This window comes from Streptomyces sp. NPDC048254, assembly GCF_043201895.1.
GTDB lineage: Bacteria > Actinomycetota > Actinomycetes > Streptomycetales > Streptomycetaceae > Streptomyces.
This window is the reverse complement of the sequence record NZ_JBICZJ010000032.1, coordinates 16,261-35,138: the sequence shown is the minus strand read 5'-3', so window position 1 is coordinate 35,138 and position 18,878 is coordinate 16,261. Positions and strand designations below refer to the sequence as shown.

22 protein-coding genes and 1 riboswitch are annotated in these 18,878 nt (G+C 70.0%); of the genes, 13 read left to right on the top strand and 9 right to left on the bottom strand.

What is annotated here, in order from left to right; translation table 11 throughout:
* The first annotated feature begins 136 nt into the window (after positions 1 to 136).
* Complete coding sequence (locus tag ACGFZQ_RS49085) at positions 137 to 1,264, top strand: 8-amino-7-oxononanoate synthase (protein ID WP_393846005.1); 1,128 nt, start codon at positions 137 to 139, stop codon at positions 1,262 to 1,264.
* Between the two features lie 59 nt (positions 1,265 to 1,323).
* Here the strand turns inward: ACGFZQ_RS49085 and ACGFZQ_RS49080 are convergent, their stop codons facing one another.
* Together ACGFZQ_RS49080 and ACGFZQ_RS49075 are read right to left on the bottom strand one after the other, a co-directional pair.
* Positions 1,324 to 1,551 (bottom strand): DUF397 domain-containing protein, encoded by a 228-nt coding sequence (locus ACGFZQ_RS49080; RefSeq protein WP_393846004.1) that lies wholly within the window; start codon positions 1,549 to 1,551, stop codon positions 1,324 to 1,326.
* A gap of 9 nt (positions 1,552 to 1,560) precedes the next feature.
* Complete coding sequence (locus tag ACGFZQ_RS49075; RefSeq protein ID WP_393846003.1) at positions 1,561 to 2,421, bottom strand: helix-turn-helix domain-containing protein; 861 nt, start codon at positions 2,419 to 2,421, stop codon at positions 1,561 to 1,563.
* A 212-nt stretch (positions 2,422 to 2,633) separates the two neighbouring features.
* Here ACGFZQ_RS49075 and ACGFZQ_RS49070 point away from each other — a divergent pair, with 212 nt between their 5' ends.
* Positions 2,634 to 3,092 carry an ATP-binding protein gene (locus ACGFZQ_RS49070; RefSeq protein ID WP_382530439.1) on the top strand — a complete coding sequence of 153 codons (459 nt, stop codon included), beginning with the start codon at positions 2,634 to 2,636 and terminating at the stop codon, positions 3,090 to 3,092.
* Between the two features lie 33 nt (positions 3,093 to 3,125).
* Here ACGFZQ_RS49070 and ACGFZQ_RS49065 read toward each other — a convergent pair whose 3' ends face one another.
* From ACGFZQ_RS49065 to ACGFZQ_RS49055, 3 genes are all read right to left on the bottom strand, one after another.
* Positions 3,126 to 3,599: a C40 family peptidase gene (locus tag ACGFZQ_RS49065; protein ID WP_351698288.1), complete on the bottom strand. Its 474-nt coding sequence runs from the start codon at positions 3,597 to 3,599 to the stop codon at positions 3,126 to 3,128.
* Between the two features lie 3 nt (positions 3,600 to 3,602).
* Positions 3,603 to 3,816, bottom strand: a riboswitch (cyclic di-AMP (ydaO/yuaA leader).
* 331 nt (positions 3,817 to 4,147) lie between these two features.
* Positions 4,148 to 4,456 (bottom strand): hypothetical protein, encoded by a 309-nt coding sequence (locus ACGFZQ_RS49060; protein WP_046730013.1) that lies wholly within the window; start codon positions 4,454 to 4,456, stop codon positions 4,148 to 4,150.
* 7 nt (positions 4,457 to 4,463) lie between these two features.
* Positions 4,464 to 5,099, bottom strand: coding sequence for an ATP-dependent Clp protease proteolytic subunit (locus ACGFZQ_RS49055; protein ID WP_393846002.1), 636 nt, complete (start codon positions 5,097 to 5,099; stop codon positions 4,464 to 4,466).
* A 152-nt stretch (positions 5,100 to 5,251) separates the two neighbouring features.
* On the opposite strand from ACGFZQ_RS49055, the gene ACGFZQ_RS49050 reads away from it, so the two are divergent.
* From ACGFZQ_RS49050 to ACGFZQ_RS49015, 8 genes are all read left to right on the top strand, one after another.
* Positions 5,252 to 5,530 carry a type II toxin-antitoxin system Phd/YefM family antitoxin gene (locus tag ACGFZQ_RS49050; RefSeq protein WP_393846001.1) on the top strand — a complete coding sequence of 93 codons (279 nt, stop codon included), beginning with the start codon at positions 5,252 to 5,254 and terminating at the stop codon, positions 5,528 to 5,530.
* A gap of 470 nt (positions 5,531 to 6,000) precedes the next feature.
* Positions 6,001 to 6,303, top strand: a complete 303-nt coding sequence (locus ACGFZQ_RS49045) for an urease subunit gamma (protein ID WP_010355509.1) — start codon at positions 6,001 to 6,003, stop codon at positions 6,301 to 6,303.
* Positions 6,304 to 6,314: 11 nt separating this feature from the next.
* Positions 6,315 to 6,626: an urease subunit beta gene (locus tag ACGFZQ_RS49040; RefSeq protein WP_351698298.1), complete on the top strand. Its 312-nt coding sequence runs from the start codon at positions 6,315 to 6,317 to the stop codon at positions 6,624 to 6,626.
* On the top strand, positions 6,619 to 8,340 hold the full coding sequence (locus ACGFZQ_RS49035; RefSeq protein ID WP_393846000.1) for an urease subunit alpha: 1,722 nt from the start codon (positions 6,619 to 6,621) through the stop codon (positions 8,338 to 8,340). Before ACGFZQ_RS49040 ends, ACGFZQ_RS49035 begins: the two co-directional genes overlap by 8 nt.
* Before the next feature lie 15 nt (positions 8,341 to 8,355).
* Complete coding sequence (locus ACGFZQ_RS49030; protein WP_393845999.1) at positions 8,356 to 9,033, top strand: urease accessory protein UreF; 678 nt, start codon at positions 8,356 to 8,358, stop codon at positions 9,031 to 9,033.
* Positions 9,034 to 9,090: 57 nt separating this feature from the next.
* Positions 9,091 to 9,771, top strand: a complete 681-nt coding sequence (gene ureG, locus ACGFZQ_RS49025) for an urease accessory protein UreG (protein WP_382530452.1) — start codon at positions 9,091 to 9,093, stop codon at positions 9,769 to 9,771.
* Positions 9,768 to 10,529, top strand: a complete 762-nt coding sequence (locus ACGFZQ_RS49020; RefSeq protein ID WP_393846039.1) for an urease accessory protein UreD — start codon at positions 9,768 to 9,770, stop codon at positions 10,527 to 10,529. The genes ureG and ACGFZQ_RS49020 overlap by 4 nt, the downstream gene beginning before the upstream one ends.
* 163 nt (positions 10,530 to 10,692) lie before the next feature.
* Positions 10,693 to 12,261, top strand: a complete 1,569-nt coding sequence (locus tag ACGFZQ_RS49015) for an alpha/beta hydrolase (protein ID WP_393846038.1) — start codon at positions 10,693 to 10,695, stop codon at positions 12,259 to 12,261.
* A gap of 62 nt (positions 12,262 to 12,323) precedes the next feature.
* Here the strand turns inward: ACGFZQ_RS49015 and ACGFZQ_RS49010 are convergent, their stop codons facing one another.
* Positions 12,324 to 13,049 (bottom strand): lysophospholipid acyltransferase family protein, encoded by a 726-nt coding sequence (locus ACGFZQ_RS49010; protein ID WP_393845998.1) that lies wholly within the window; start codon positions 13,047 to 13,049, stop codon positions 12,324 to 12,326.
* Positions 13,050 to 13,742: 693 nt separating this feature from the next.
* On the opposite strand from ACGFZQ_RS49010, the gene ACGFZQ_RS49005 reads away from it, so the two are divergent.
* A complete protein-coding gene (locus tag ACGFZQ_RS49005) occupies positions 13,743 to 14,087 on the top strand; it encodes a hypothetical protein (protein WP_393845997.1) in 345 nt (114 codons plus the stop codon).
* Between the two features lie 156 nt (positions 14,088 to 14,243).
* Here the strand turns inward: ACGFZQ_RS49005 and ACGFZQ_RS49000 are convergent, their stop codons facing one another.
* Positions 14,244 to 14,417, bottom strand: a complete 174-nt coding sequence (locus ACGFZQ_RS49000; protein WP_351733769.1) for a CsbD family protein — start codon at positions 14,415 to 14,417, stop codon at positions 14,244 to 14,246.
* 293 nt (positions 14,418 to 14,710) lie between these two features.
* Between ACGFZQ_RS49000 and ACGFZQ_RS48995 the strand changes: the two genes are divergently transcribed.
* Together ACGFZQ_RS48995 and ACGFZQ_RS48990 are read left to right on the top strand one after the other, a co-directional pair.
* Positions 14,711 to 15,181, top strand: a complete 471-nt coding sequence (locus ACGFZQ_RS48995) for an SRPBCC family protein (RefSeq protein ID WP_393845996.1) — start codon at positions 14,711 to 14,713, stop codon at positions 15,179 to 15,181.
* Entirely contained in the window at positions 15,174 to 16,763 is a 1,590-nt protein-coding gene (locus tag ACGFZQ_RS48990; protein ID WP_393845995.1) for a phytoene desaturase family protein, read from the top strand. The genes ACGFZQ_RS48995 and ACGFZQ_RS48990 overlap by 8 nt, the downstream gene beginning before the upstream one ends.
* Before the next feature lie 23 nt (positions 16,764 to 16,786).
* On the opposite strand, the gene ACGFZQ_RS48985 is transcribed toward ACGFZQ_RS48990, so the two are convergent.
* A complete protein-coding gene (locus ACGFZQ_RS48985; protein WP_393845994.1) occupies positions 16,787 to 17,800 on the bottom strand; it encodes an SRPBCC family protein in 1,014 nt (337 codons plus the stop codon).
* Between the two features lie 3 nt (positions 17,801 to 17,803).
* Positions 17,804 to 18,676, bottom strand: a complete 873-nt coding sequence (locus ACGFZQ_RS48980; protein WP_393845993.1) for a histone protein — start codon at positions 18,674 to 18,676, stop codon at positions 17,804 to 17,806.
* Positions 18,677 to 18,878 lie beyond the last annotated feature (202 nt).

The following is an 18,878-nucleotide window of genomic DNA, read 5'->3' as shown; positions in this document are numbered from 1 at the left end:
AGTCTAGGGTGTGATACAGCCCCTGACCTGTGTTGATCCTGTGCCTGATAATTCTGGGTGTGGGTATTGCCACACAGTGGGTGGCTGGTGGTCCCGCTAGGGTCTGTCCACTGCCTACAAATTCTCCGGAGGAGCCATGGCGTTCGGCTGGATCGACGAACAGGCGGAACTGCGCCGCCGCGCCGGACTGGTACGGACCCTGCGCCCCCGTCCCGCCGACTCGCCGCTGCTGGATCTGGCGAGCAACGACTATCTGGGCCTCGCCCACCACCCGGAGGTCGCCGAGGGCGCGGCCGGGGCGGCCCGGACCTGGGGCGGCGGCTCCACCGGCTCCCGGCTGGTCACCGGCACCACCGAACTCCACACCGAGCTGGAGCGCGAGCTGGCCGAATTCTGCGGGTTCGAGGCGGCCCTGGTCTTCTCCTCCGGCTACGCCGCCAACCTCGCCGCCGTCACCACCCTCGGCCCGCACGGCTCCCTGATCGTCTCCGACGCCCTCAACCACGCCTCCCTGATCGACGGCTGCCGGCTGGCCCGGGGCGCCACCCAGGTCGTCGGACACGCCGACCCGGACGCCGTGCGCAAGGCGCTCGGCACCCATGAGGGACCCGCGGTCCTCGTCTCCGACACGGTGTTCTCGGTGGACGGCGACGCGGCACCGCTGGCCGCCCTGGCCGCGGCCTGCCGGGAGCGCGGCGCCGGGCTGCTCGTGGACGACGCCCACGGGCTCGGGGTCCTCGGGGACGGCGGGCGGGGCGCGCCGCAGGCGGCCGGGCTGTCCGGCGCCGAGGACGTGGTGGTCACGGCGACCCTGTCCAAGTCGCTGGGCAGCCAGGGCGGGGCCGTGCTCGGCCCGGCCCGGGTGATCGACCATCTGGTGAACGCGGCCCGGACCTTCATCTTCGACACCGGCCTGGCCCCCGCCGCGGCGGGCGCGGCCCTGGCGGCGCTACGGCTGCTGCGCCGTGAGCCCGAACGTGCGGTGCGGGCCCGTGAGGTGGCCGCGGAGCTGCACGCACGGCTGACCGCCGCGGGTCTGGAAGCGGTGCGTCCGGACGCCGCGGTGGTCTCCGTGCGGGCCCCGTCCCCGGAGGGGGCCGTGCGCTGGGCGGCCGACTGCCGTACGGCAGGCCTGGCCGTGGGCTGTTTCCGTCCGCCGTCCGTGCCGGACGGCATCTCACGGCTCAGGCTGACCGCCCGGGCGGACCTCTCCGGGGCCGAGATCGAACGCGCTGTACAGGTGATCGGTGAGACACGACCATGAGTCGGCGTGACACGGCCGGGTCCTGACCGAATGCGGATACGGAGTCGGTTACGGGCTGATCAGCCGGTGAGCGCCGACACGAAACCCACCCAGCTCTCGGGGGAGAAGAGCAGCGCGGGTCCGGCCGGATCCTTGGAGTCGCGCACGGCGAGCAGTCCGGTCAGCCGACCGGAGCGCGGCCGTGCCGTCTCCACGCAGTTGTTCGCTCCGGTGCTGTAGCTGCTGCGCAGCCACCGCAGTCCGTGCAGATCAGCACTTGAAGGTACGTTCCGAGGCAGTGCAGTCATGGTGCCTCCTTACGCGCCGTCACCTATCCCGGCGATGTAATCCAACGAGTCCTCGGGCGAAAGGGCGTGGACCTGAAGGGCGTTGAAGGCCTCCGCGTAGGCCTGGAGGTCTTCTTTCCGTTCGAGGTAGAGGCTACTCGTCAACTGGTCGAGAACAACCACATCCAGATCAGAAGTGCTCGGAAATAAGAAGATTACGAAAGGCCCGGTGATGCCGATATGGGCCCCGGCCGAGAACGGCAGCACCTGGAGCCGTACCTGGGGCAGCCGGGCCGCCTCCACCAGCCGCTCCAGCTGTCGGGCCATCACGCCGGGGCCGCCGACCTCCCGGCGCAGCACCGCCTCGTCAAGCACCGCGCTGAGCTCCAGCGGCGGATGGTTGCGCAGGACGTCCTGCCTGGCCAGACGCACTTTCACGAGGGCGTCCAGGGCCTCCTCGTCGAGCCCGTCGACGGCCGCCCGGGTCACGGCACGCGCGTACTCGGGGGTCTGCAGCAGCCCCGGTACGACCGAGGTCTCCAGCGTGCGCATCGCGCTGGCCTGCGACTCCAGACTGATGAAATCCCGGTAGGTGGGCGGCAGTACCCCACGATAGGCGTGCCACCAGTGGTGCCGCCCGGCGGTGTCCTCCGACCCCGCCAACACCAGCAGCAACTCGCGCAGTTGCCCCTCGATCACGCCGTAGGCGTCGAGGAGTAACCGCACATCGGCCGGTTTCACACCGCTGGCACCGGTCTCGATCCGGCTCACTTTCGACTGATGCCAGCCCACCAGACGGGCGGCCTCACCGCTCGTGAGGCCGGCGCCGGTGCGCAGTGTGCGCAGTTCGGCGCCCAGTTTCCGGCGGCGTACCGCGGGACCGTTCTGCATGGGCTACTCCTTACTCCTTCCGGGCCGCCCAAATACGCTCTGAGGTCGCAGAGTTCACCGCATCGAGCGACAGATATATGCATATCTTGGTGGATCGCTCCCCTGACCGCCCTGGTAATGGCAGTCTGACGAAGAAGCACCAGTCCGGGACCGTACTCGAACCATCCGCACCGTGTCGGGCTCCGGTCCCGTGGGAAAGGGACGACGTCGCCATGGCAGACCACCTGGAAGCATCCATCACTCTGCCGAGCGATCCCGCCTCGGTCTCCGCGGCCCGCTCCTATGTGCTGGGCATCCTCGCGGAATGGGGGCTGCCACCGGAGACGGAGACCGCGGACACCATCCGCCTCATCGTCTCCGAACTCGCCACCAACGCGGTGCAGCACACCTTCGGGCAGTCACCCACCTTCACGGTGGGACTCGTCCTCGACCGTGACGAACAGCTGCGCATCGGCGTCACGGACAGCCATCCGCGCTTCCCCAAGAGACTCCCGGCCGCGGTCCAGCAGGACAACGGGCGCGGCATGGTCATCATCCGCTGGCTCACCGCGGAGTGCGGCGGCAAGCTCCGGGTGCGCCCCACCCGGGAGGGCGGCAAGACCGTCTTCATCCAACTGCCCTGGGCAGTCCCGGCCGGCACGGTCACCGCCGCCGGCCAGCAGGAACCGTAGCCCCGAGTTCCCGCCGGCCGGCCGCTGGGTGGGTCAGCTGACCCGGCCGTACCAGACGCTCCGCGTCCAGATCTTCTGGAGCTTCACCACGTCCCCGGTCTTCGGGGCGTGCCAGATCTTTCCCTTCCCGGCGTAGATGCCGACGTGGTACACGCTGGAACCCGAGTGGAAGAAGACCAGGTCCCCGGCCTTGCGGTTGCCGGCCGAGATGTGACGGGTCTTGTTGTACTGCTGGGCCGCCGTACGCGGGAGCTTCTTGCCCGCCTTCTTGAACGAGTACAGCGTGAGCCCGGAGCAGTCGAACCGGTTCGGCCCGGTGGCACCCCACCTGTAGGGCGAGCCCTTCTTCGAGGCCGCGACCTGGAGTGCTTTCGTCCCCATCGTGGCGGCCGAGGCGTCGGAGGCGACACCCGGGATCACGATGGAGCCGCCCACGGCGGCGATGGTGAGCGCCGAGGCCGTGCCGGCCCGCGCCATCAGCGACGGGACACGATTGAGCGCAGTCATGCGCAACCCTTCGTCAGCCGCCTGTGAAGGATGACCTGTCGGATTCGGGCTGGCGAAGTTGCCCGGCCGCGTTGTCACGGCTTCACCCCAAGGGCTGCGCGGCCCGGTCATGGTGCGACCGTGCCGGCGACCCGTCGTGCTTGGGTCCTCCACTCCTGCCGATCCACTTCCGTCGACCGGGCATCCGTGCGGCGGCAGGACTCGGCGTCCGCCCGGATCGCCTCGCCGTTGTGGCGGGGGCTTGTCGTCAGACAGGGATCTTCACTCACGCCTGTCCGAAAATCCCAACGGAACCGGAGATTTGTGGGGTTACTCACCACCCACCCGTTCGGGTGGACAGCGCTGTGTTCGATTAGTCGTCAACTGCCCGACGTAGCCCCGGACCTGCGCCGAAGCCCTCCGCGGGTAGCTTTGAGCACGCACCTTGAGCGGCCCCGGCGGTCAGGTAAAACCACGCCATCCTCCGCCGAACGGCGGTAACTCCTTTGGGTCGTTTCAACTCCGGCCCGGCCGACCGGTGGACGCGTCGCTGCGGACTTCGCCGGGCGTCACCGTACGCAGTCGGGCGGGAGTGCGACGCGCGCGGTCCGGCGCTCACCGTCGAGCACCCGCAACGCCCGTGCCAGCGTGTCCCCGTGAAGCTCCGTCTCGCCCCGTCGATGCATCAGGGCGAGTGCGTCACGCAGCTCGGACGCGGCGCGCACCAGCGCCTGCGCGGCGCGCAGTCCACGATAGGTGTCCTCGTTCTGCGCCGGGTTGATACGGCCCAGCAGGTCGACCACGTCCAGATAACGGTCGATCAACTCGCCCTCGGCGCGGGTCAGCGCGGGCAGCGGAGGCAGCTCCGGTGGCAGCATCGGCCGCTCACCCCGCGTCCGGCAGGCCGAGCGAGGTCCTGCGGCTGGGTACGATCCGGTCCACCAGGCCGTACGCCAGTGCCGCCGGCGCGTCCAGCATCAGATCCCGCTCCAGGTCCTGGTTGACCTGGGCCGGTGTCCGCCCGGTGTGCCGGACGAGCAGCTCCTCGAGCAGTGCGCGGATCCGGTCCAACTCCGCCGCCTGGATGGCCAGATCACTCGGCTGGCCCTGTACCGGCTGCGGCAGCGACGGCTGCTGGAGCACGATGCGCGCACCCGGCAGCACGGACCGCTTGCCCGGCGTGCCCGCCGCGAGCAGCACCGCGGCCGACGCCCCGGCCTGCCCCAGGCAGATCGTCTCCACGTCGCAGGTGACGTACTGGACGGTGTCGTAGATCGCGGCCATCGCGCTGAACGAGCCGCCCGGCGAGTTGATGTACAGCGAGATGTCCCGCTCCGGAGCCGCGTGCTCCAGGTACATGAACTGCGCCATCACGTCGTTGGCCGAGATCTCGTCGACGGGCGCGCCGAGGAAGACGATCCGCTCCTCCAGCAGCTTCGAGTACGGATCCAGGGTGCGCGTCCCGCTGCTGGTGCGTTCGGTGAACTCGGGCAGGACATAGCGGGCGGACGGTCGGGTCATGGCGTTACCCCTCCTCGCGGCTGAGCTGTCTCAGCGGCCGGACTCTCCGTAAGAAACGTACAGGACGTACAGAACCTTGGGAGGGTGTCGCGAGGGGATTCCGCTGAGGCCGAACAAGATGTGATGTCCGAGGTGCCCCGTAAGCTGGGGGCATGGCCTACGAGATTCCGGTGACGCAAGCCAGGGCTGAGCTCGCCGAACTGATCAACCGGGTGGTGTACGGCGGTGAGCGTGTCGTCGTGACGCGGCACGGCAAGCCTCTGGTCGCCCTCGTCTCCGCCGCCGACCTCGAACGCCTCGAAGAGCTCTCGGAATCCGCCGAGGACCAGGTGGTCAGCGCGGTCTCCACGGTCCGCGAGAGCGCCGCCGTACGCCCGGAGCGCGGCCGCTTCGGCATCGCGGCCGAACACCGGGGCGCCGCGGGCTCCTAGCCCCCGATAGGACATCGGCCCTCCCCCGGAAGCGTCCGGGGGAGGGCCGGCGAGTGTGCCGGCGGTGCCCGGTGACGGGGCTTTCACCCGTACGGGCGCGGACTCGCCGGCGAGAGGCGGCACGATCCGTTCGTCGCGGCCGCCGACCGTCGTGAAGGTCACCGTCCCGGTCCTTCGCGCGGGTCGGTCGGGTCGAGTGCCGAGGCCCGCTCGATCGCGCGCCCCTGAGTGAGCGGCGGGGCGGCGAACGCCGGTGCTGGTGGTGCGCGCCGTGCGCCGGGACTCGCCTCATGCACCGGTCATCAGATGATCAAGGTCCGGTTAACGTCGTCGAAACGACGGCAAACTAGCCTGCCGATCCACGCCACCAGGGGTTTTCGTATCCGGATCGGGTTCCTGAGCCCGGTCTGTCGCGGTGGCTGCGGCAACCGGACCCCGCACGGTCCGGAGCGAGGACTGTGAGGTGGGACGTGCAACTGACCCCGCACGAGCAAGAGAGGCTGCTGATCCATGTGGCGGCCGACGTGGCCGAGAAGCGCCGGGCCCGCGGGCTGAAGCTGAACCACCCCGAAGCGGTCGCCCTCATCACGTCGCACATCCTCGAAGGCGCCCGTGACGGCCGTACCGTCGCCGAACTCATGGCCTCCGGACGCAAGCTCCTCACCAGGGACGACGTCATGGAGGGCATCCCCGAGATGATCCACGACGTCCAGGTCGAGGCGACCTTCCCGGACGGCACCAAGCTCGTCACCGTCCACGACCCGATCGTCTGAGGGGGCCGCCGATGATTCCCGGAGAGATCCTCTTCGCCGACGAGCCCATCGTGTACAACGAGGGCCGCGACATCACCCGGATGACCGTCCTCAACGCCGCCGACCGGCCCGTCCAGGTCGGCTCCCACTACCACTTCGCCGAGGCCAACCCCGGACTGGAGTTCGACCGGGGTGCCGCGCGCGGAAAGCGGCTGAACGTCGCCGCCGGCACCGCCGTCCGCTTCGAGCCCGGCATCCCCGTCGACGTCGAACTCGTCCCCCTCGCCGGGGCCCGTGTCGTACCCGGGCTGCGCGGGGAGACCGGAGGTGCCCTCGATGCCTGAGATCTCCCGCGCCGCCTACGCGGACCTGTTCGGACCAACGACCGGTGACCGGATCCGGCTCGCCGACACCGACCTGATCGTGGAGATCGAGGAGGACCGTTCCGGCGGGCCCGGGCTCGCCGGTGACGAGGCCGTCTTCGGCGGCGGCAAGGTCATCCGCGAGTCCATGGGCCAGTCGCGCGCTACGCGCGCAGAAGGCACCCCCGACACGATCGTCACCGGCGCGGTGATCATCGACCACTGGGGCATCGTCAAGGCCGACGTCGGCATCCGCGACGGCCGGATCACCGGCATCGGCAAGGCGGGCAATCCCGACACCATGGACGGGGTCCACCCGGACCTGGTGATCGGCCCCGAGACCGAGGTCATCGCCGGCAACGGGCGCATCCTGACCGCCGGCGGCGTCGACGCACACGTCCACTTCATCTGCCCTCAGATCGCCGACGAGGCGCTGGCGGCGGGGATCACCACGCTGGTGGGCGGTGGCACCGGACCGGCCGAGGGCTCCAAGGCCACCACCGTGACCCCGGGGCCGTGGCACCTCGCCCGGATGCTGGCGGCGATGGAGCAGTACCCGCTCAACATCGGGTTCCTCGGCAAGGGCAACACCGTCTCGCACGAGGCGATGCTCTCGCAGATCCGGGGCGGGGCACTGGGGCTGAAGCTGCACGAGGACTGGGGGTCCACCCCGGCGGTCATCGACGCGGCCCTCACCGTCGCGGACCGCACCGGCATCCAAGTGGCCATCCACACGGACACGTTGAACGAGGCCGGGTTCGTCGGTGACACCCTCGCGGCGATCGGCGGGCGCGGGATCCACGCGTACCACACCGAGGGCGCGGGCGGCGGGCACGCGCCGGACATCATGACGGTCGTCTCCGAGCCGCACGTACTGCCGAGTTCGACGAATCCGACGCGGCCGTACACCGTGAACACCGCCGAGGAACACCTCGACATGCTGATGGTGTGCCACCACCTGAACCCGGCGGTGCCGGAGGACCTGGCCTTCGCCGAATCACGGATCCGGCCGTCGACCATCGGGGCCGAGGACGTCCTTCACGATCTCGGTGCGATCTCCATCATCTCGTCCGACGCGCAGGCCATGGGGCGGGTCGGCGAGGTGATCCTGCGGACCTGGCAGACCGCGCACGTGATGAAGCGGAGGCGCGGCGCGCTGCCGGGCGACGGACGGGCCGACAACCACCGGGTACGGCGCTATGTCGCCAAGTACACGATCAACCCGGCGCTCGCCCAGGGGCTCGCCCGTGAGATCGGGTCCGTCGAGAGCGGCAAGCTCGCCGACCTCGTGCTGTGGGAGCCCGCGTTCTTCGGGGTCAAGCCGCACCTCGTCCTCAAGGGCGGCCAGATCGCCTATGCGCAGATGGGCGACGCCAACGCGTCGATCCCGACGCCCCAGCCGATTCTGCCGCGCCCCATGTACGGGGCGATCGGACGGGCGCCGGCCGCCAACTCCTTCAACTTCGTCGCCCCGCTCGCCGTCGAGGACGGGCTGCCGGAGCGGTTGCAGCTCGGGAAGCGGTTCGTCGCCATCGAGTCGACCCGTGCGGTGACCAAGGCGGACATGCGGGAGAACGACGCGCGTCCGAGGGTGCGGGTCGACCCCGACAGCTTCGCCGTGTACATCGACGGAGAGCTGGTCGAGGCGGCACCGGCCGCCGAACTGCCCATGGCCCAGCGCTACTTCCTGTTCTGAGAGCAGGGGTTCCTGATGTCTCGGGCAGCGTTGCTGGTACTGGCCGACGGCCGTTTTCCCGCCGGAGGGCACGCGCACTCCGGCGGGGCGGAGGCCGCCGTCAAGGCCGGGCGGATCACCGGAGCGGCGACCCTGGAGGAGTTCTGCCGGGGGCGGTTGCACACGGCCGGGCTGGTGGCGGGCGCGCTCGCCGCGGCCGCGGTACTCGGTGTGGAGGTAAAGGAGTTGGACGCGGCGGCCGACGCGCGGACGCCGTCGCCCGCGCTGCGGGGGGTCGCTCGCAGGCTCGGGCGGCAGCTGCTGCGGGCCGCGCGGGCGACCTGGCCGGGTACCGAACTCGACGCCCTGGCAAGGGAGTTCCCCAAGGGGGCCCATCAGCCGGTGGTGTTGGGGATGGTGGCCAGGGCCGCGGGGCTCTCGGCCGAGGACGCGGCCTACTGCGCGGCGTACGAGTGCGTGAGCGGGCCGGCCACGGCGGTGGTGCGATTGCTGAGTCTGGACCCGTTCGAGGCGACGAGGGCGCTGGCCCGGCTGGCGCCCGAGGTGGACCGGGTGGTGGACCGGGCGGTGGAGGCGGCGCGGCGGGCGGCCGCGGGGGGTGGGGCGGACGAACTGCCCGCCGGGTCGGCGCCGTTGCTGGAGATCGGGGCGGAGTGGCATGCGGGGTGGGCGGTGCGGTTGTTCGCTTCGTAGGGCTGGAAGTCGCAGAACAGGCCGTTCAGAAGGCCACGCATTCACAGGGAGCCGCACATGCATCTCGACCACGATCACCACCACGGCCCCGCCGCCGTCAGCGCCGACGCCCGTCGTCCCGACGGGTCCCGGCGTGCCCTGCGCATAGGGCTCGGCGGGCCCGTCGGGTCCGGCAAGACCGCTACCGTCGCCGCCCTCTGCCGGGCCCTGCGCGACGAGTTGTCCCTCGCCGTCGTCACCAATGACATCTACACGCGTGAGGACGCCGAGTTCCTGCTGCGGGAGGCGGTGCTGCCGCCCGAGCGGATCACCGCCGTCGAGACGGGTGCCTGTCCGCACACCGCGATCCGGGACGACATCTCGGCCAACCTCGAAGCCGTGGAGGATCTGGAGGACGAGGTCGGGCCGCTGGATCTGATCCTCGTCGAGTCGGGCGGCGACAACCTCACGGCCACCTTCTCGAAGGGGCTCGTGGACGCGCAGATCTTCGTGATCGACGTGGCCGGAGGCGATGACATTCCGCGCAAGGGCGGTCCCGGTGTCACCACGGCCGACCTGCTCATCGTCAACAAGACCGACCTGGCCCCCCACGTGGGGTCGGACCTCGCGCGGATGGCCGCCGACGCGAAGGCGCAGCGGGCCGAACTGCCCGTCGTCTTCCAGTCGTTGCGCAGCGAGCCCGGGGTCGGGGACGTCGCCCGGTGGGTGCGGGAGCGGCTCACCGCATGGACGGCATGACCGCCACCGGGGTACGCGCGCAGGCACGGATCGTCGCCCGGGGCGACGGGCGGGGCGGTACCTCGCTTCCCGTGCTGGAGGGGGAGGGGCCGCTCGCGCTGCGGCGTACCCGGGGGAGCGGGGCCGAGGCCCGGGTGATGATCGTCGGGGCGATGAGCGGGCCGCTCGGCGGGGACCGGTTCGGGATCGAGGCCCGGGCGGAGGAGGCGGCCCGGCTGTCCGTCGGATCTGCCGCGGCGACCATCGCGCTGCCGGGGCAGCTGAAGGGCGAGGCCCGGTACGACGTGCGGCTCGATGTCGCCGACGGCGCCGAACTGCGCTGGCTGCCCGAGCAGTTGATCTCGGCCAAGGCGAGCGATCTGTACGTCTCCACCCGCGTCGACGTCGGGGCGGGCGGCCGGCTGGTGTTGCGGGAGGAGCAGGTGCTCGGGCGGGCGGGGGAGGAGCCCGGGCGGCTCACCAGTCGGCTCACGGTGCGCGTGGCCGGCAAGGCGCTCCTCGACCAGGAGCTGGCCTGCGGGCCCGGGGCGCCCGGCGGCTGGGACGGGCCCGCTGTGCTGGCGGGGCATCGCGCGGTGGGGCAACTCGTCGTCGTACGGCCGGAGTTCGCGGCGCGTCCGGTGGCGGCGCGGATGCTGGGGGAGGGCGCGGCGCTCACCCCGCTCGCCGGGCCCGCCGCACTGGTGACTGCGCTGGCCGGCGATGCTCTGCGGCTTCGGCGGGTGCTGGACGAGGCGTTGGGCCACCTCGGCGGCTGATCCGCTCAGCGGGACGTGATCGTCCGGTTATCGGATTGGTAAAGACGGCTGCCGCACCCTGTTCTCAGGAGGCTCACAGCCGGAAGGATCTCCCCTGACTATTCGTAACCAAGTACGGGGAGGGGCCCACTTGAGGGACAACTTCAGATCGAGGAGCCGGGGACTGGCGTTCGGTACGGCCGGGGCGCTCGTCACCGCGAGCCTGATCACCGGTGCGCTCGCGGCCCCCGCGTCCGGCGCCGAGGCCCGGCACGGCCAGGACCGCGAGCAGCAGGGCGCGGCCGTCGCCGCCGCGCGTGCCGCCAAGGCGGGGATCGACTGGGCGGACTGCCCCGCCGACTGGGCCCTGACGAAGCCTGTCCAGTGCGGCTGGGTCAGCGTGCCGCTCGACTACGCGAAGCCCTACGGCAAGCAGATCAAGCTGGCCGTCGACCGAATAGGCAGCACGGGGACGAAGGCGGAGCGCCAGGGCGCGCTCGTCTACAACCCCGGCGGCCCGGGCGGCTCGGGAATGCGCTTCCCGCTCCGGGTCACCACCAAGAACCCCCTGTGGGTCAACACCTCGAAGGCGTACGACTTCGTGGGCTTCGACCCGCGCGGTGTCGGCCACTCGGCACCCATCTCCTGCGAGGACCCGCAGGAGTTCGTGAAGGCCCCCAAGGCCGACCCGGTGCCGGACACCGAGGCGGACAAGACCGCGCAGCGCAAGCTCGCCAAGGAGTACGCGAAGGGCTGTGCCGAGCGCACCGGCCGGCCGATGCTCCGGCAGATGACCACCGCCAACACCGCCCGCGACCTGGACGTCATCCGGGCCGCGCTCGGCGAGAAGAAGCTCAACTACCTCGGTGTCTCCTACGGCACCTACCTCGGTGCCGTGTACGGGACGCTGTTCCCGGGGCACGTCCGCCGGATGATCGTCGACAGCGTCGTCAACCCGTCGCGCGAGAACATCTGGTACGAGGCCAACCTGGGCCAGGACGTGGCCTTCGAGGGCCGCTGGAAGGACTGGGAGGACTGGGTCGCCGCACACGACTCCGCCTTCCACCTGGGGACCACGCGGGACGCCGTCCAGGCCAAGTGGCTCCAGTTGCGCGCCACCGCCAAGGCGAACCCGATCGGCGGGGTCGTCGGACCGGCCGAGCTGATCTCCTTCTTCCAGAGTGCGCCGTACTACGACTCCTCGTGGGTCCCGGTCGCCACGGTGTTCAGCAAGTACTTCGCGGGTGACACCCAGGCGCTGGTCGACGCGGCCGCCCCGGACCTGACCGACACCGCCGGCAACATCAGCTCGGAGAACGGCAACGCCGTCTACACCGCGGTCGAGTGCACCGACGCCAAGTGGCCCACCAGCTGGAAGAAGTGGGACCGCGACAACACCGAGCTCAACAAGCAGTACCCCTTCATGACCTGGGCCAACGCATGGATGAACCTGCCGTGCGCCACCTGGCCGGTCAAGCAGCAGACCTCGGTGGAGGTCACCACCCACAAGGGCCTGCCGCCGGTGCTGATCGTGCAGTCCACGCGTGACGCCGCCACCCCCTACCCGGGCGCCGTCGACCTGCACAAGCGCTTCAAGGGCTCGCGTCTCATCACCGAGCAGGGCGCCGGCTCGCACGGTGTGACCGGCCTGGTCAACCCGTGCATCAACAGCCGTGTCGACACCTACCTGCTCACCGGGAAGCTGGACGGCGCGGACGTCACCTGCACGCCGCACGCGACACCGCAGCCGTAATCCCTCCGGAACGGCGACGAGGGGCGGCGGGAACACTCCCGCCGCCCCTCGGCCGTACGACGTCAGCTCAACGGCGCCCGCGGGAACTTGCGCTCCCGTGCGCCCTTCGCCGCCGCCTGCCCGGCCTTGACGACGGCCGCGTACTCGTCGACGTACTCCTGCTCGGAGAGGGTCAGGATGGCGTACATGATCTCGTCGGTGATCGCGCGCAGGACCGCCTTCTCGTTCTCCATGCCTGCGTAGCGGGAGAATTCGAGGGGCTTGCCGAAGCGGATCACGACGGGGTGGATGTTCGGGATGACCTTGCCGGGTGGCTGCGCCTCGAAGGTGCCGATCATCGCGCAGGGGATCACCGGGACACCGGCCCGCAGCGCCATCACGGCCACGCCGACCTTGCCCTTGTAGAGCCGGCCGTCGTGCGAGCGTGTGCCCTCCGGATAGATGCCGAGCAACTCGCCCCTGCTCAGCACCCCGAGCCCCTCCCGGATCGCGGCCTGACCGGCCTCCTTGCCCGAGCGGTCCACCGGGATCTGCCCGGCGCTGCGGAAGAAGAACGCGGTCAGCCGGCCCCGCACGCCCGGACCCGTGAAGTACTCGGCCTTGGCGAGGAAGGTGATCCGCCGCTTGAGGACGGCCGGCATCAGGAAGTGGTCGGCGAAGGAGAGATGGTTGCCGGCGACGATGGCCGGGCCCGAAGCGGGCACATGTTCCAGACCGTCGATCCGGGGCCGGAACACCAGCCGTAGCAGCGGCCCCAGAAGTACGTACTTGAGCAGGTAGTAGAACATGGCTCGCCCCTCACTTTGCCAGCTCCCCTGCGAGCTGGTGTTATCCCAGGTCAGTACTGCTTTCGCGGCGGTTGGCCCAGGTGCGCCCGTGGCCGTCCGCCGCCATGTTCGGTCGGCCCCGTGCTGACCCTTTGCTGACTTGCTTGACGGTTCGCCAGTTATATCGTCGGTGCGGCGCTGTTCGACAGTTTGCCGCTTCGCGGGCTTCGGTGCGTACAGGTCGGCTCAGCGCCCTGGGGCACGGTGCGCCGGAGTGGGCTGAAAGGTCCTGACGGGGGTACCCGGCTCTCCGTGGCACCGATGGGTGCCGACTCTCGTAAGGAAAGGGAAACTCGTGTATATAGGCCTGGGTACCGTCGTCCTCATTATCGTCGTCGTCGCTGTCGTCATGATGCTGCGCGGCCGATGACTCGTGCCCTTGTGCCTTACCGGGGCTCGGCAACGCCCGCGGGGCGCCCACAGAAAGACCGGGCGGACTTCCTCGTTGTTCGCGCGGACAAGCACGCCGGTGACCCCGGCTACCACGAGCAGGCCGGACGTCGAGGTCGGCATCGACTCCGGCCATCGGGGTACCCGTCTTTGACGCTGAAAGGGACGCCCCCGACCGTCGCCACGAGACGGGCCGTGTGCCGGCACCGTGAGCGGGCGGGTCTGATCATCCCCGTTCCGTCCTATGCAAGGAGAGTGAGCCTGATGGCCACCGTGTCTCTCGCCGGAGCGTCCAAGGAGGACGCTGCCGCCGTCTTCGGCGTCCTGCGGACCGCGTTCCCGACCGACCGTTCCTCCGACGACGTGCCCGAGGACCAGCCGGGCGGCCACTCCGTTGTATGGACCGCGGAGTTCGAGCCGACGCAGGAGTGGATCCCGACCGATCCGATCCCTCTGGAGGGCTCGGTCTCCGCGACGTTGCAGGGCGGCTACGTCGCCGTGGATCAGCTTCGTGCAGCCTTGGGTGTCGCGTTCGCCGTGGACGAGCGGGGCACGGCGTCGGGCGACCAGGAGCAGGAGGTCGACCTGCGGCTCACGACGAAGCGGTGACGGGACGGAAGACCGTTCTTGACCTGTGAGAGGGCGACGACACCCCGATGAGCGTCCGTGAACTTGTCGGTGCGGTCGCCCCACTCGCCGCAGAAGAGCAAGGGAAGAGCAAGGAGCGGGATCCCCGAAATGGGATCCCGCTCAGCAGCTGCCTTGTCAGTGCTTGAAAACGTCCTTCGTCTTCTCCTTGGCCTGACGGGCCGCACCCTTCGATTTCTTGGCCTGGCCTTCGGCTGCCATCCGCTCGTTGCCCACGGTACGGCCGACCGTCTCCTTGGCCTTTCCCGTCGTCTCTTCCATCTTGCCTTTCGCCTTTTGCCCTCCGGCCATTTCGTTCACTCTCCTAGGCCCGTGGGAAAATCCTGCACCTATCCCGAGTACCCCGTACGGGGCAGTAAAATCCCGGTGGGCGCCGCGCCGTACTCTGATCCGGCCCGGGTGAGATGCGAGGGCATGCGAGTGCGCGCACCATGGCCGTGACACCGCATGGCGGATGAAGACGGCAGCCGTCCCCGAGTGCTCCCGCCCTGTGCGGGCGTCGGTGCGAACACGGGCAGGCGCTGCCGGTGCCGCGTGACGCGGCTGTGTGAGACATCGTCCGTTCCCGCAGAAAGGGCTCCTCCGTGGCCGTCCACCATCGGCTGATCCGGCGTCCCCCGAACGCGGTATGGGCGGTGCTGGCCGATCCGACGTGTCACGAGGAGTGGGTGGTGGGGCCCACCAGCTCCGTGCCACTCGACCAGACCTGGCCTGCTGTCGGATCCAGGCTCCGCTGCACCGTGCGGCTGGGTCCCTGGTCGGGCGACGGGGTGACGACGGTCCGCCATCCGGAGTCCGGAAGCGAGCTGGAACTGGAAGCCTCGTTCAAGCCGCTGGGCACGGCGAGGATCTTCCTCCAGCTCAGGCCGTGGGGCGAGGAGGAAACCCTCGTCATCTGCGACGAACACCCCCTGCGCGGCCTGGGAGGCACCCTGCACAGCAGTGCGAGTGAAGCGCTGTTGCTGCTGCGGCACCGGGGCATGCTGGCCCCTCTCGCCAGGCTCGTGGAACGGGATCCTGCCGAGCAGTGTCACGCCGGGGCCGGTCATGCCTGACGCGGTGGTGATCGGCGCCGGTCCCAACGGGCTGGTGGCGGCCAATCTGCTGGCCGATGCCGGGTGGAGCGTGGAAGTCCTGGAGGCGCAGCAGGAGCCCGGCGGCGCCGTGCGCAGCGATCGCGGTGTCCACCCCGACTACGTCTCCGATCTTTTCAGCGCCTTCTACCCGCTGGCCGCCGTGTCCCCGGTCCTCGCCCGCCTGGATCTCGCCGCGGAGGGACTGCGATGGAGCCACGCCCCCCGCGTGCTGGCCCACCCGCTCAGGGACGGGAGATGCGCCGTGCTGGAGCGCCGGGTGCAGGACACCGCAGCGGGGCTGGACACGTTCGCGTCGGGTGACGGCGATGCCTGGCGGGACATGTACGAGGCATGGAGCCGGGTCGGGCAGGACCTCGTACAGGCCATGTTCACGCCTTTCCCGCCGGTGCGCTCCGGGCTCCGTCTGGCGGCGAGGTTCCGGGCCGCGGGCGGACTGCGGCTGGCCCGGAACCTCGCCCTCCCGGTGCGCCGCCTGGGCGACGAGGAGTTCCGGGGCGAGGGGGGACGGCTCCTGCTGGCCGGGAACGCCCTGCACGCCGACCTGGCGCCCGAGGCGGTGGGCAGCGGCGGATTCGGCTGGCTGATGTCGATGCTCGGACAGAGCCACGGCTTCCCGGTCCCCGTCGGCGGGGCGGGCGCCCTGACCGCGGCGCTCGTGAGCCGGCTGCGGCGCCGCGGCGGCGTCCTGCGGTGCGGGGAGCGCGCCGTGTCCGTCGTCGTACGGGGCGGCAGGGCGGTGGGCGTCAGGACGGCCGGCGGCGACACCGTCGGCGCGCGCCGCGCCGTGCTCGCGGACACGTCGGCGCCGGCCCTGTACCGGGAGCTCGTGGGCGCGGAACACCTTCCCTCCCGCATCCTGCGGGACCTGGAACGCTTCCAGTGGGACTTCGCGACCTTCAAGGTCGACTGGGCGCTGACCGGCCCGGTGCCGTGGACGGCCCCGCAGGCCTCCGGCGCCGGAACGGTCCACCTGGCCGACGGCATGGACAGCCTGACCCGGTTCGCCTCGCAGATCGCCATGGGACAGGTCCCCGAGGAGCCGTTCGCCCTGTTCGGGCAGATGACCACGGCGGATCCCAGCCGCTCACCCGCCGGCACGGAGTCGGCGTGGGCCTACACCCATGTCCCGCAGCGGATCACCTCCGACGCCGGCCCCGACCGCATCACCGGCCGCTGGGACGCCCGCGAACAGGAAGCCATGGCGAACCGTGTCGAGGCCCAGGTGGAGCGGTTCGCGCCCGGCTTCCGCGCCCGGATCCTCGCCCGCCGGATCCTGGCCCCCAGCACCCTCCAGGCCATGAACGAGAACCTCCACAACGGCGCCATCAACAACGGCACCACCGCCCTGCACCAGCAGGCCGTCTTCCGCCCCGTCCCCGGCACCGGCCGACCCGAGACCCCCGTCAAGGGCCTCTACCTCGCCTCCGCGGCCGCCCACCCCGGCGGAGGAGTCCACGGAGCTCCCGGCGCGAACGCCGCCCGAGCAGCGCTACGGCCCTACGGACTGCACACCCTCCTCCACCGTGCCCAACGGATCTGAACCCCGCCGAGGGGTGAGCCGCGTCACCGCTTGTTCTCGTCGGCCTCCTCGTCGTACTCGCCCTCTGGCTCCTCTTCGTCGTACTCCTCGTCTTCCTCCTCTTCATCCCCTTCATCCTCTTCGTCCGCTTCCTCTTCTTCTTCGGGTGCCTCCCCGTCCTCTTCTTCGTCGTACTCCTCCTGGTCCTCGGCCTCCCCTGCCGCTTCCTCCTCTTCCAGTGCCTCCTCGTGGCTGCGGACCACCTCGCCGTCGCGGATCTCCCCCCGCCAGCCCTCGACTTCCTCGTCGGCGAACGTGACGTAACGCTGGAAGTTCTTGAAGTCCAGCCGCAGGCGGCGGCCTTGAGCACGCCACAGGTTGCCGGTCTTCTCGAAGAAGCCCGAGGGGTAGTACTCGACGACGAGCACGATGCGCGTCAGGTCGGGCGTGATTTCGTGGAAGCTGACACAGCCGTGGGTGGTGCCTTTCGCGCCCTCGGAGCTCCACACGATGCGTTCGTCCGGCACCTGCTCCTCGACCGATGCCTTCCAGCCGCGGGTCGACGGACCGACCTTCACCTTCCAGGTGCTGGCGACCTCGTCGTTCTTGGACACACTGCGTACGCCCTTGGTAAAGCCGCTGAACTCGTCGTACTGGCTCCAGTAGTTGTACGCCGTGCGGATCGGGACACCCACGTCGAGCACTTCGATGATGTTCATGACCTTGGTGCTGCCGGCCTTGCCACCACCCCCTCCGCCGAAGATGCTCTTGACCTTGCCCATCACGTTGTCCTTGAGCCCCTTGGCCTTCTGACCCGCGAATGCCTTCAGCGGGGAGTCGCCCTGGAGCATCCGACCGCCGACACCGGCGAGCATTCCCCCGCCCCCGCCCCCGCCCTCGGCCGAGTCGAGAAGGCGGTCGGTGACATCCCCCAACTTGTCCCCTGCCTTGTCGGCGAGATGTCCCACCTGAGCACCGAGGTAGTCGACGACCTGTTCGCGGAGCAGGTCCAGACCCGAACTCTCTTCGTGGTTGTTGTCACGCTCTTTGTCGGCCATGGCCTACCTCCGCCGCGCGGTGGTCTTCTTGGCAGCGGTCTTTCGCGCCGGGGCCGTCTTCCTGGCTGGGGCCTTTTTCTCGGCCGTCCTCTTCGCCGCGGTCTTCTTGGCAGTGGGCCTCTTCGCAGGGGCCTTCTTGGCGGGCGGCGGAGACTTCTTCGCGGTCTTCTTCGCCGGCGCCGCCTTCTTGGCGGGGGGCCGGTGCGCCGCGGTCTTCTTGGCAGGGGACGCCTTGCTTTCAGGAGGAGCCTTCTTGGCGGCCGCCTTACGGGGAGCGGGTTCGTCCGGGCGCTTCCTCGCGGTGGTTCCCGTTCGCCGCCGGCGACGCGGGGGCGGCTCTTCCTCGGCTTCTTCCTCGGCTTCTTCCTCTTCGGGCTCCTCCTCCTCCGGCTCTTCCTCCAGTTCGTCCTCCGGTTCTTCTTCCTCCGGCTCTTCCTCCTCCGGTTCCTCCTCTTCCTCTTCCTCTTCTTCTTGCTCCTCGTAACGCCCGTCGCCCTCCTCCGGCTCCTCCTCGTCCTCCTCGTACTCGTCTTCTTCCTCTTCCTCTTCGCCCTCGTCCTTTTCCTGGCCAATGCGTTGCGTCCGCTCGCGGAGCGAGTCGGCCAGGTCGGTGAGGCGCCGATCGGCGGCGGCTGCCAAGGCTTTGCGGCCGGCGTCCAGCAGTTCGCCGCGCACCTGCTCGTTCAGCTCGCCGACCGCCGGCACATCACCGATCTTGCGGAGTCCGGTCGTCACCAGCTGCTGAGGGTCGAGCCCAAAGCGGCGGCCGGCGAGGTAAGTTGCCATGGCGAAGGCAAGGCGCGCTTTCTTCGTGCGTCCGAGCACATAGCCCGCTGCGACGGCGGCGGCGAGGCCGACTTTGGTCGTTTCGTTCATGAGTCGGTTCCCTTCACAAAGGGCAGGTGAAGACGCCCACGTCCGGACCAACGCCCCGGTCCCGAAACCGCGATGGAGACAGAAAGCGGATCGCACGCGCACCGTGCCTCACTGCCCGCTGTGTCGCAGACACACCATGCAACCCCCGGGCAGGGTCCCCGCGAAGTCATCCACGCAAGGGCGACATGTGTCTCTATATGAT

Coding starts and splice junctions, on each gene's coding strand:
- ACGFZQ_RS49085 (WP_393846005.1), top strand. CDS start 137: ATGGCGTTCGGCTGGATCGACGAACAGGCGGAACTGCGCCGCCGCGCC.
- ACGFZQ_RS49060 (WP_046730013.1), bottom strand. CDS start 4,456: ATGCTGCCACCGGAGCTGCCTCCGCTGCCCGCGCTGACCCGCGCCGAG.
- ureG (WP_382530452.1), top strand. CDS start 9,091: ATGCATCTCGACCACGATCACCACCACGGCCCCGCCGCCGTCAGCGCC.
- ACGFZQ_RS49000 (WP_351733769.1), bottom strand. CDS start 14,417: ATGGCCGGAGGGCAAAAGGCGAAAGGCAAGATGGAAGAGACGACGGGA.
- ACGFZQ_RS49010 (WP_393845998.1), bottom strand. CDS start 13,049: ATGTTCTACTACCTGCTCAAGTACGTACTTCTGGGGCCGCTGCTACGG.
- ACGFZQ_RS49075 (WP_393846003.1), bottom strand. CDS start 2,421: ATGCAGAACGGTCCCGCGGTACGCCGCCGGAAACTGGGCGCCGAACTG.
- ACGFZQ_RS49050 (WP_393846001.1), top strand. CDS start 5,252: ATGGCCTACGAGATTCCGGTGACGCAAGCCAGGGCTGAGCTCGCCGAA.
- ACGFZQ_RS49040 (WP_351698298.1), top strand. CDS start 6,315: ATGATTCCCGGAGAGATCCTCTTCGCCGACGAGCCCATCGTGTACAAC.
- ACGFZQ_RS49055 (WP_393846002.1), bottom strand. CDS start 5,099: ATGACCCGACCGTCCGCCCGCTATGTCCTGCCCGAGTTCACCGAACGC.
- ACGFZQ_RS49065 (WP_351698288.1), bottom strand. CDS start 3,599: ATGACTGCGCTCAATCGTGTCCCGTCGCTGATGGCGCGGGCCGGCACG.
- ACGFZQ_RS49020 (WP_393846039.1), top strand. CDS start 9,768: ATGACCGCCACCGGGGTACGCGCGCAGGCACGGATCGTCGCCCGGGGC.
- ACGFZQ_RS48980 (WP_393845993.1), bottom strand. CDS start 18,676: ATGAACGAAACGACCAAAGTCGGCCTCGCCGCCGCCGTCGCAGCGGGC.
- ACGFZQ_RS49030 (WP_393845999.1), top strand. CDS start 8,356: ATGTCTCGGGCAGCGTTGCTGGTACTGGCCGACGGCCGTTTTCCCGCC.
- ACGFZQ_RS49080 (WP_393846004.1), bottom strand. CDS start 1,551: ATGACTGCACTGCCTCGGAACGTACCTTCAAGTGCTGATCTGCACGGA.
- ACGFZQ_RS48990 (WP_393845995.1), top strand. CDS start 15,174: ATGCCTGACGCGGTGGTGATCGGCGCCGGTCCCAACGGGCTGGTGGCG.
- ACGFZQ_RS48985 (WP_393845994.1), bottom strand. CDS start 17,800: ATGGCCGACAAAGAGCGTGACAACAACCACGAAGAGAGTTCGGGTCTG.
- ACGFZQ_RS49005 (WP_393845997.1), top strand. CDS start 13,743: ATGGCCACCGTGTCTCTCGCCGGAGCGTCCAAGGAGGACGCTGCCGCC.
- ACGFZQ_RS49070 (WP_382530439.1), top strand. CDS start 2,634: ATGGCAGACCACCTGGAAGCATCCATCACTCTGCCGAGCGATCCCGCC.
- ACGFZQ_RS49035 (WP_393846000.1), top strand. CDS start 6,619: ATGCCTGAGATCTCCCGCGCCGCCTACGCGGACCTGTTCGGACCAACG.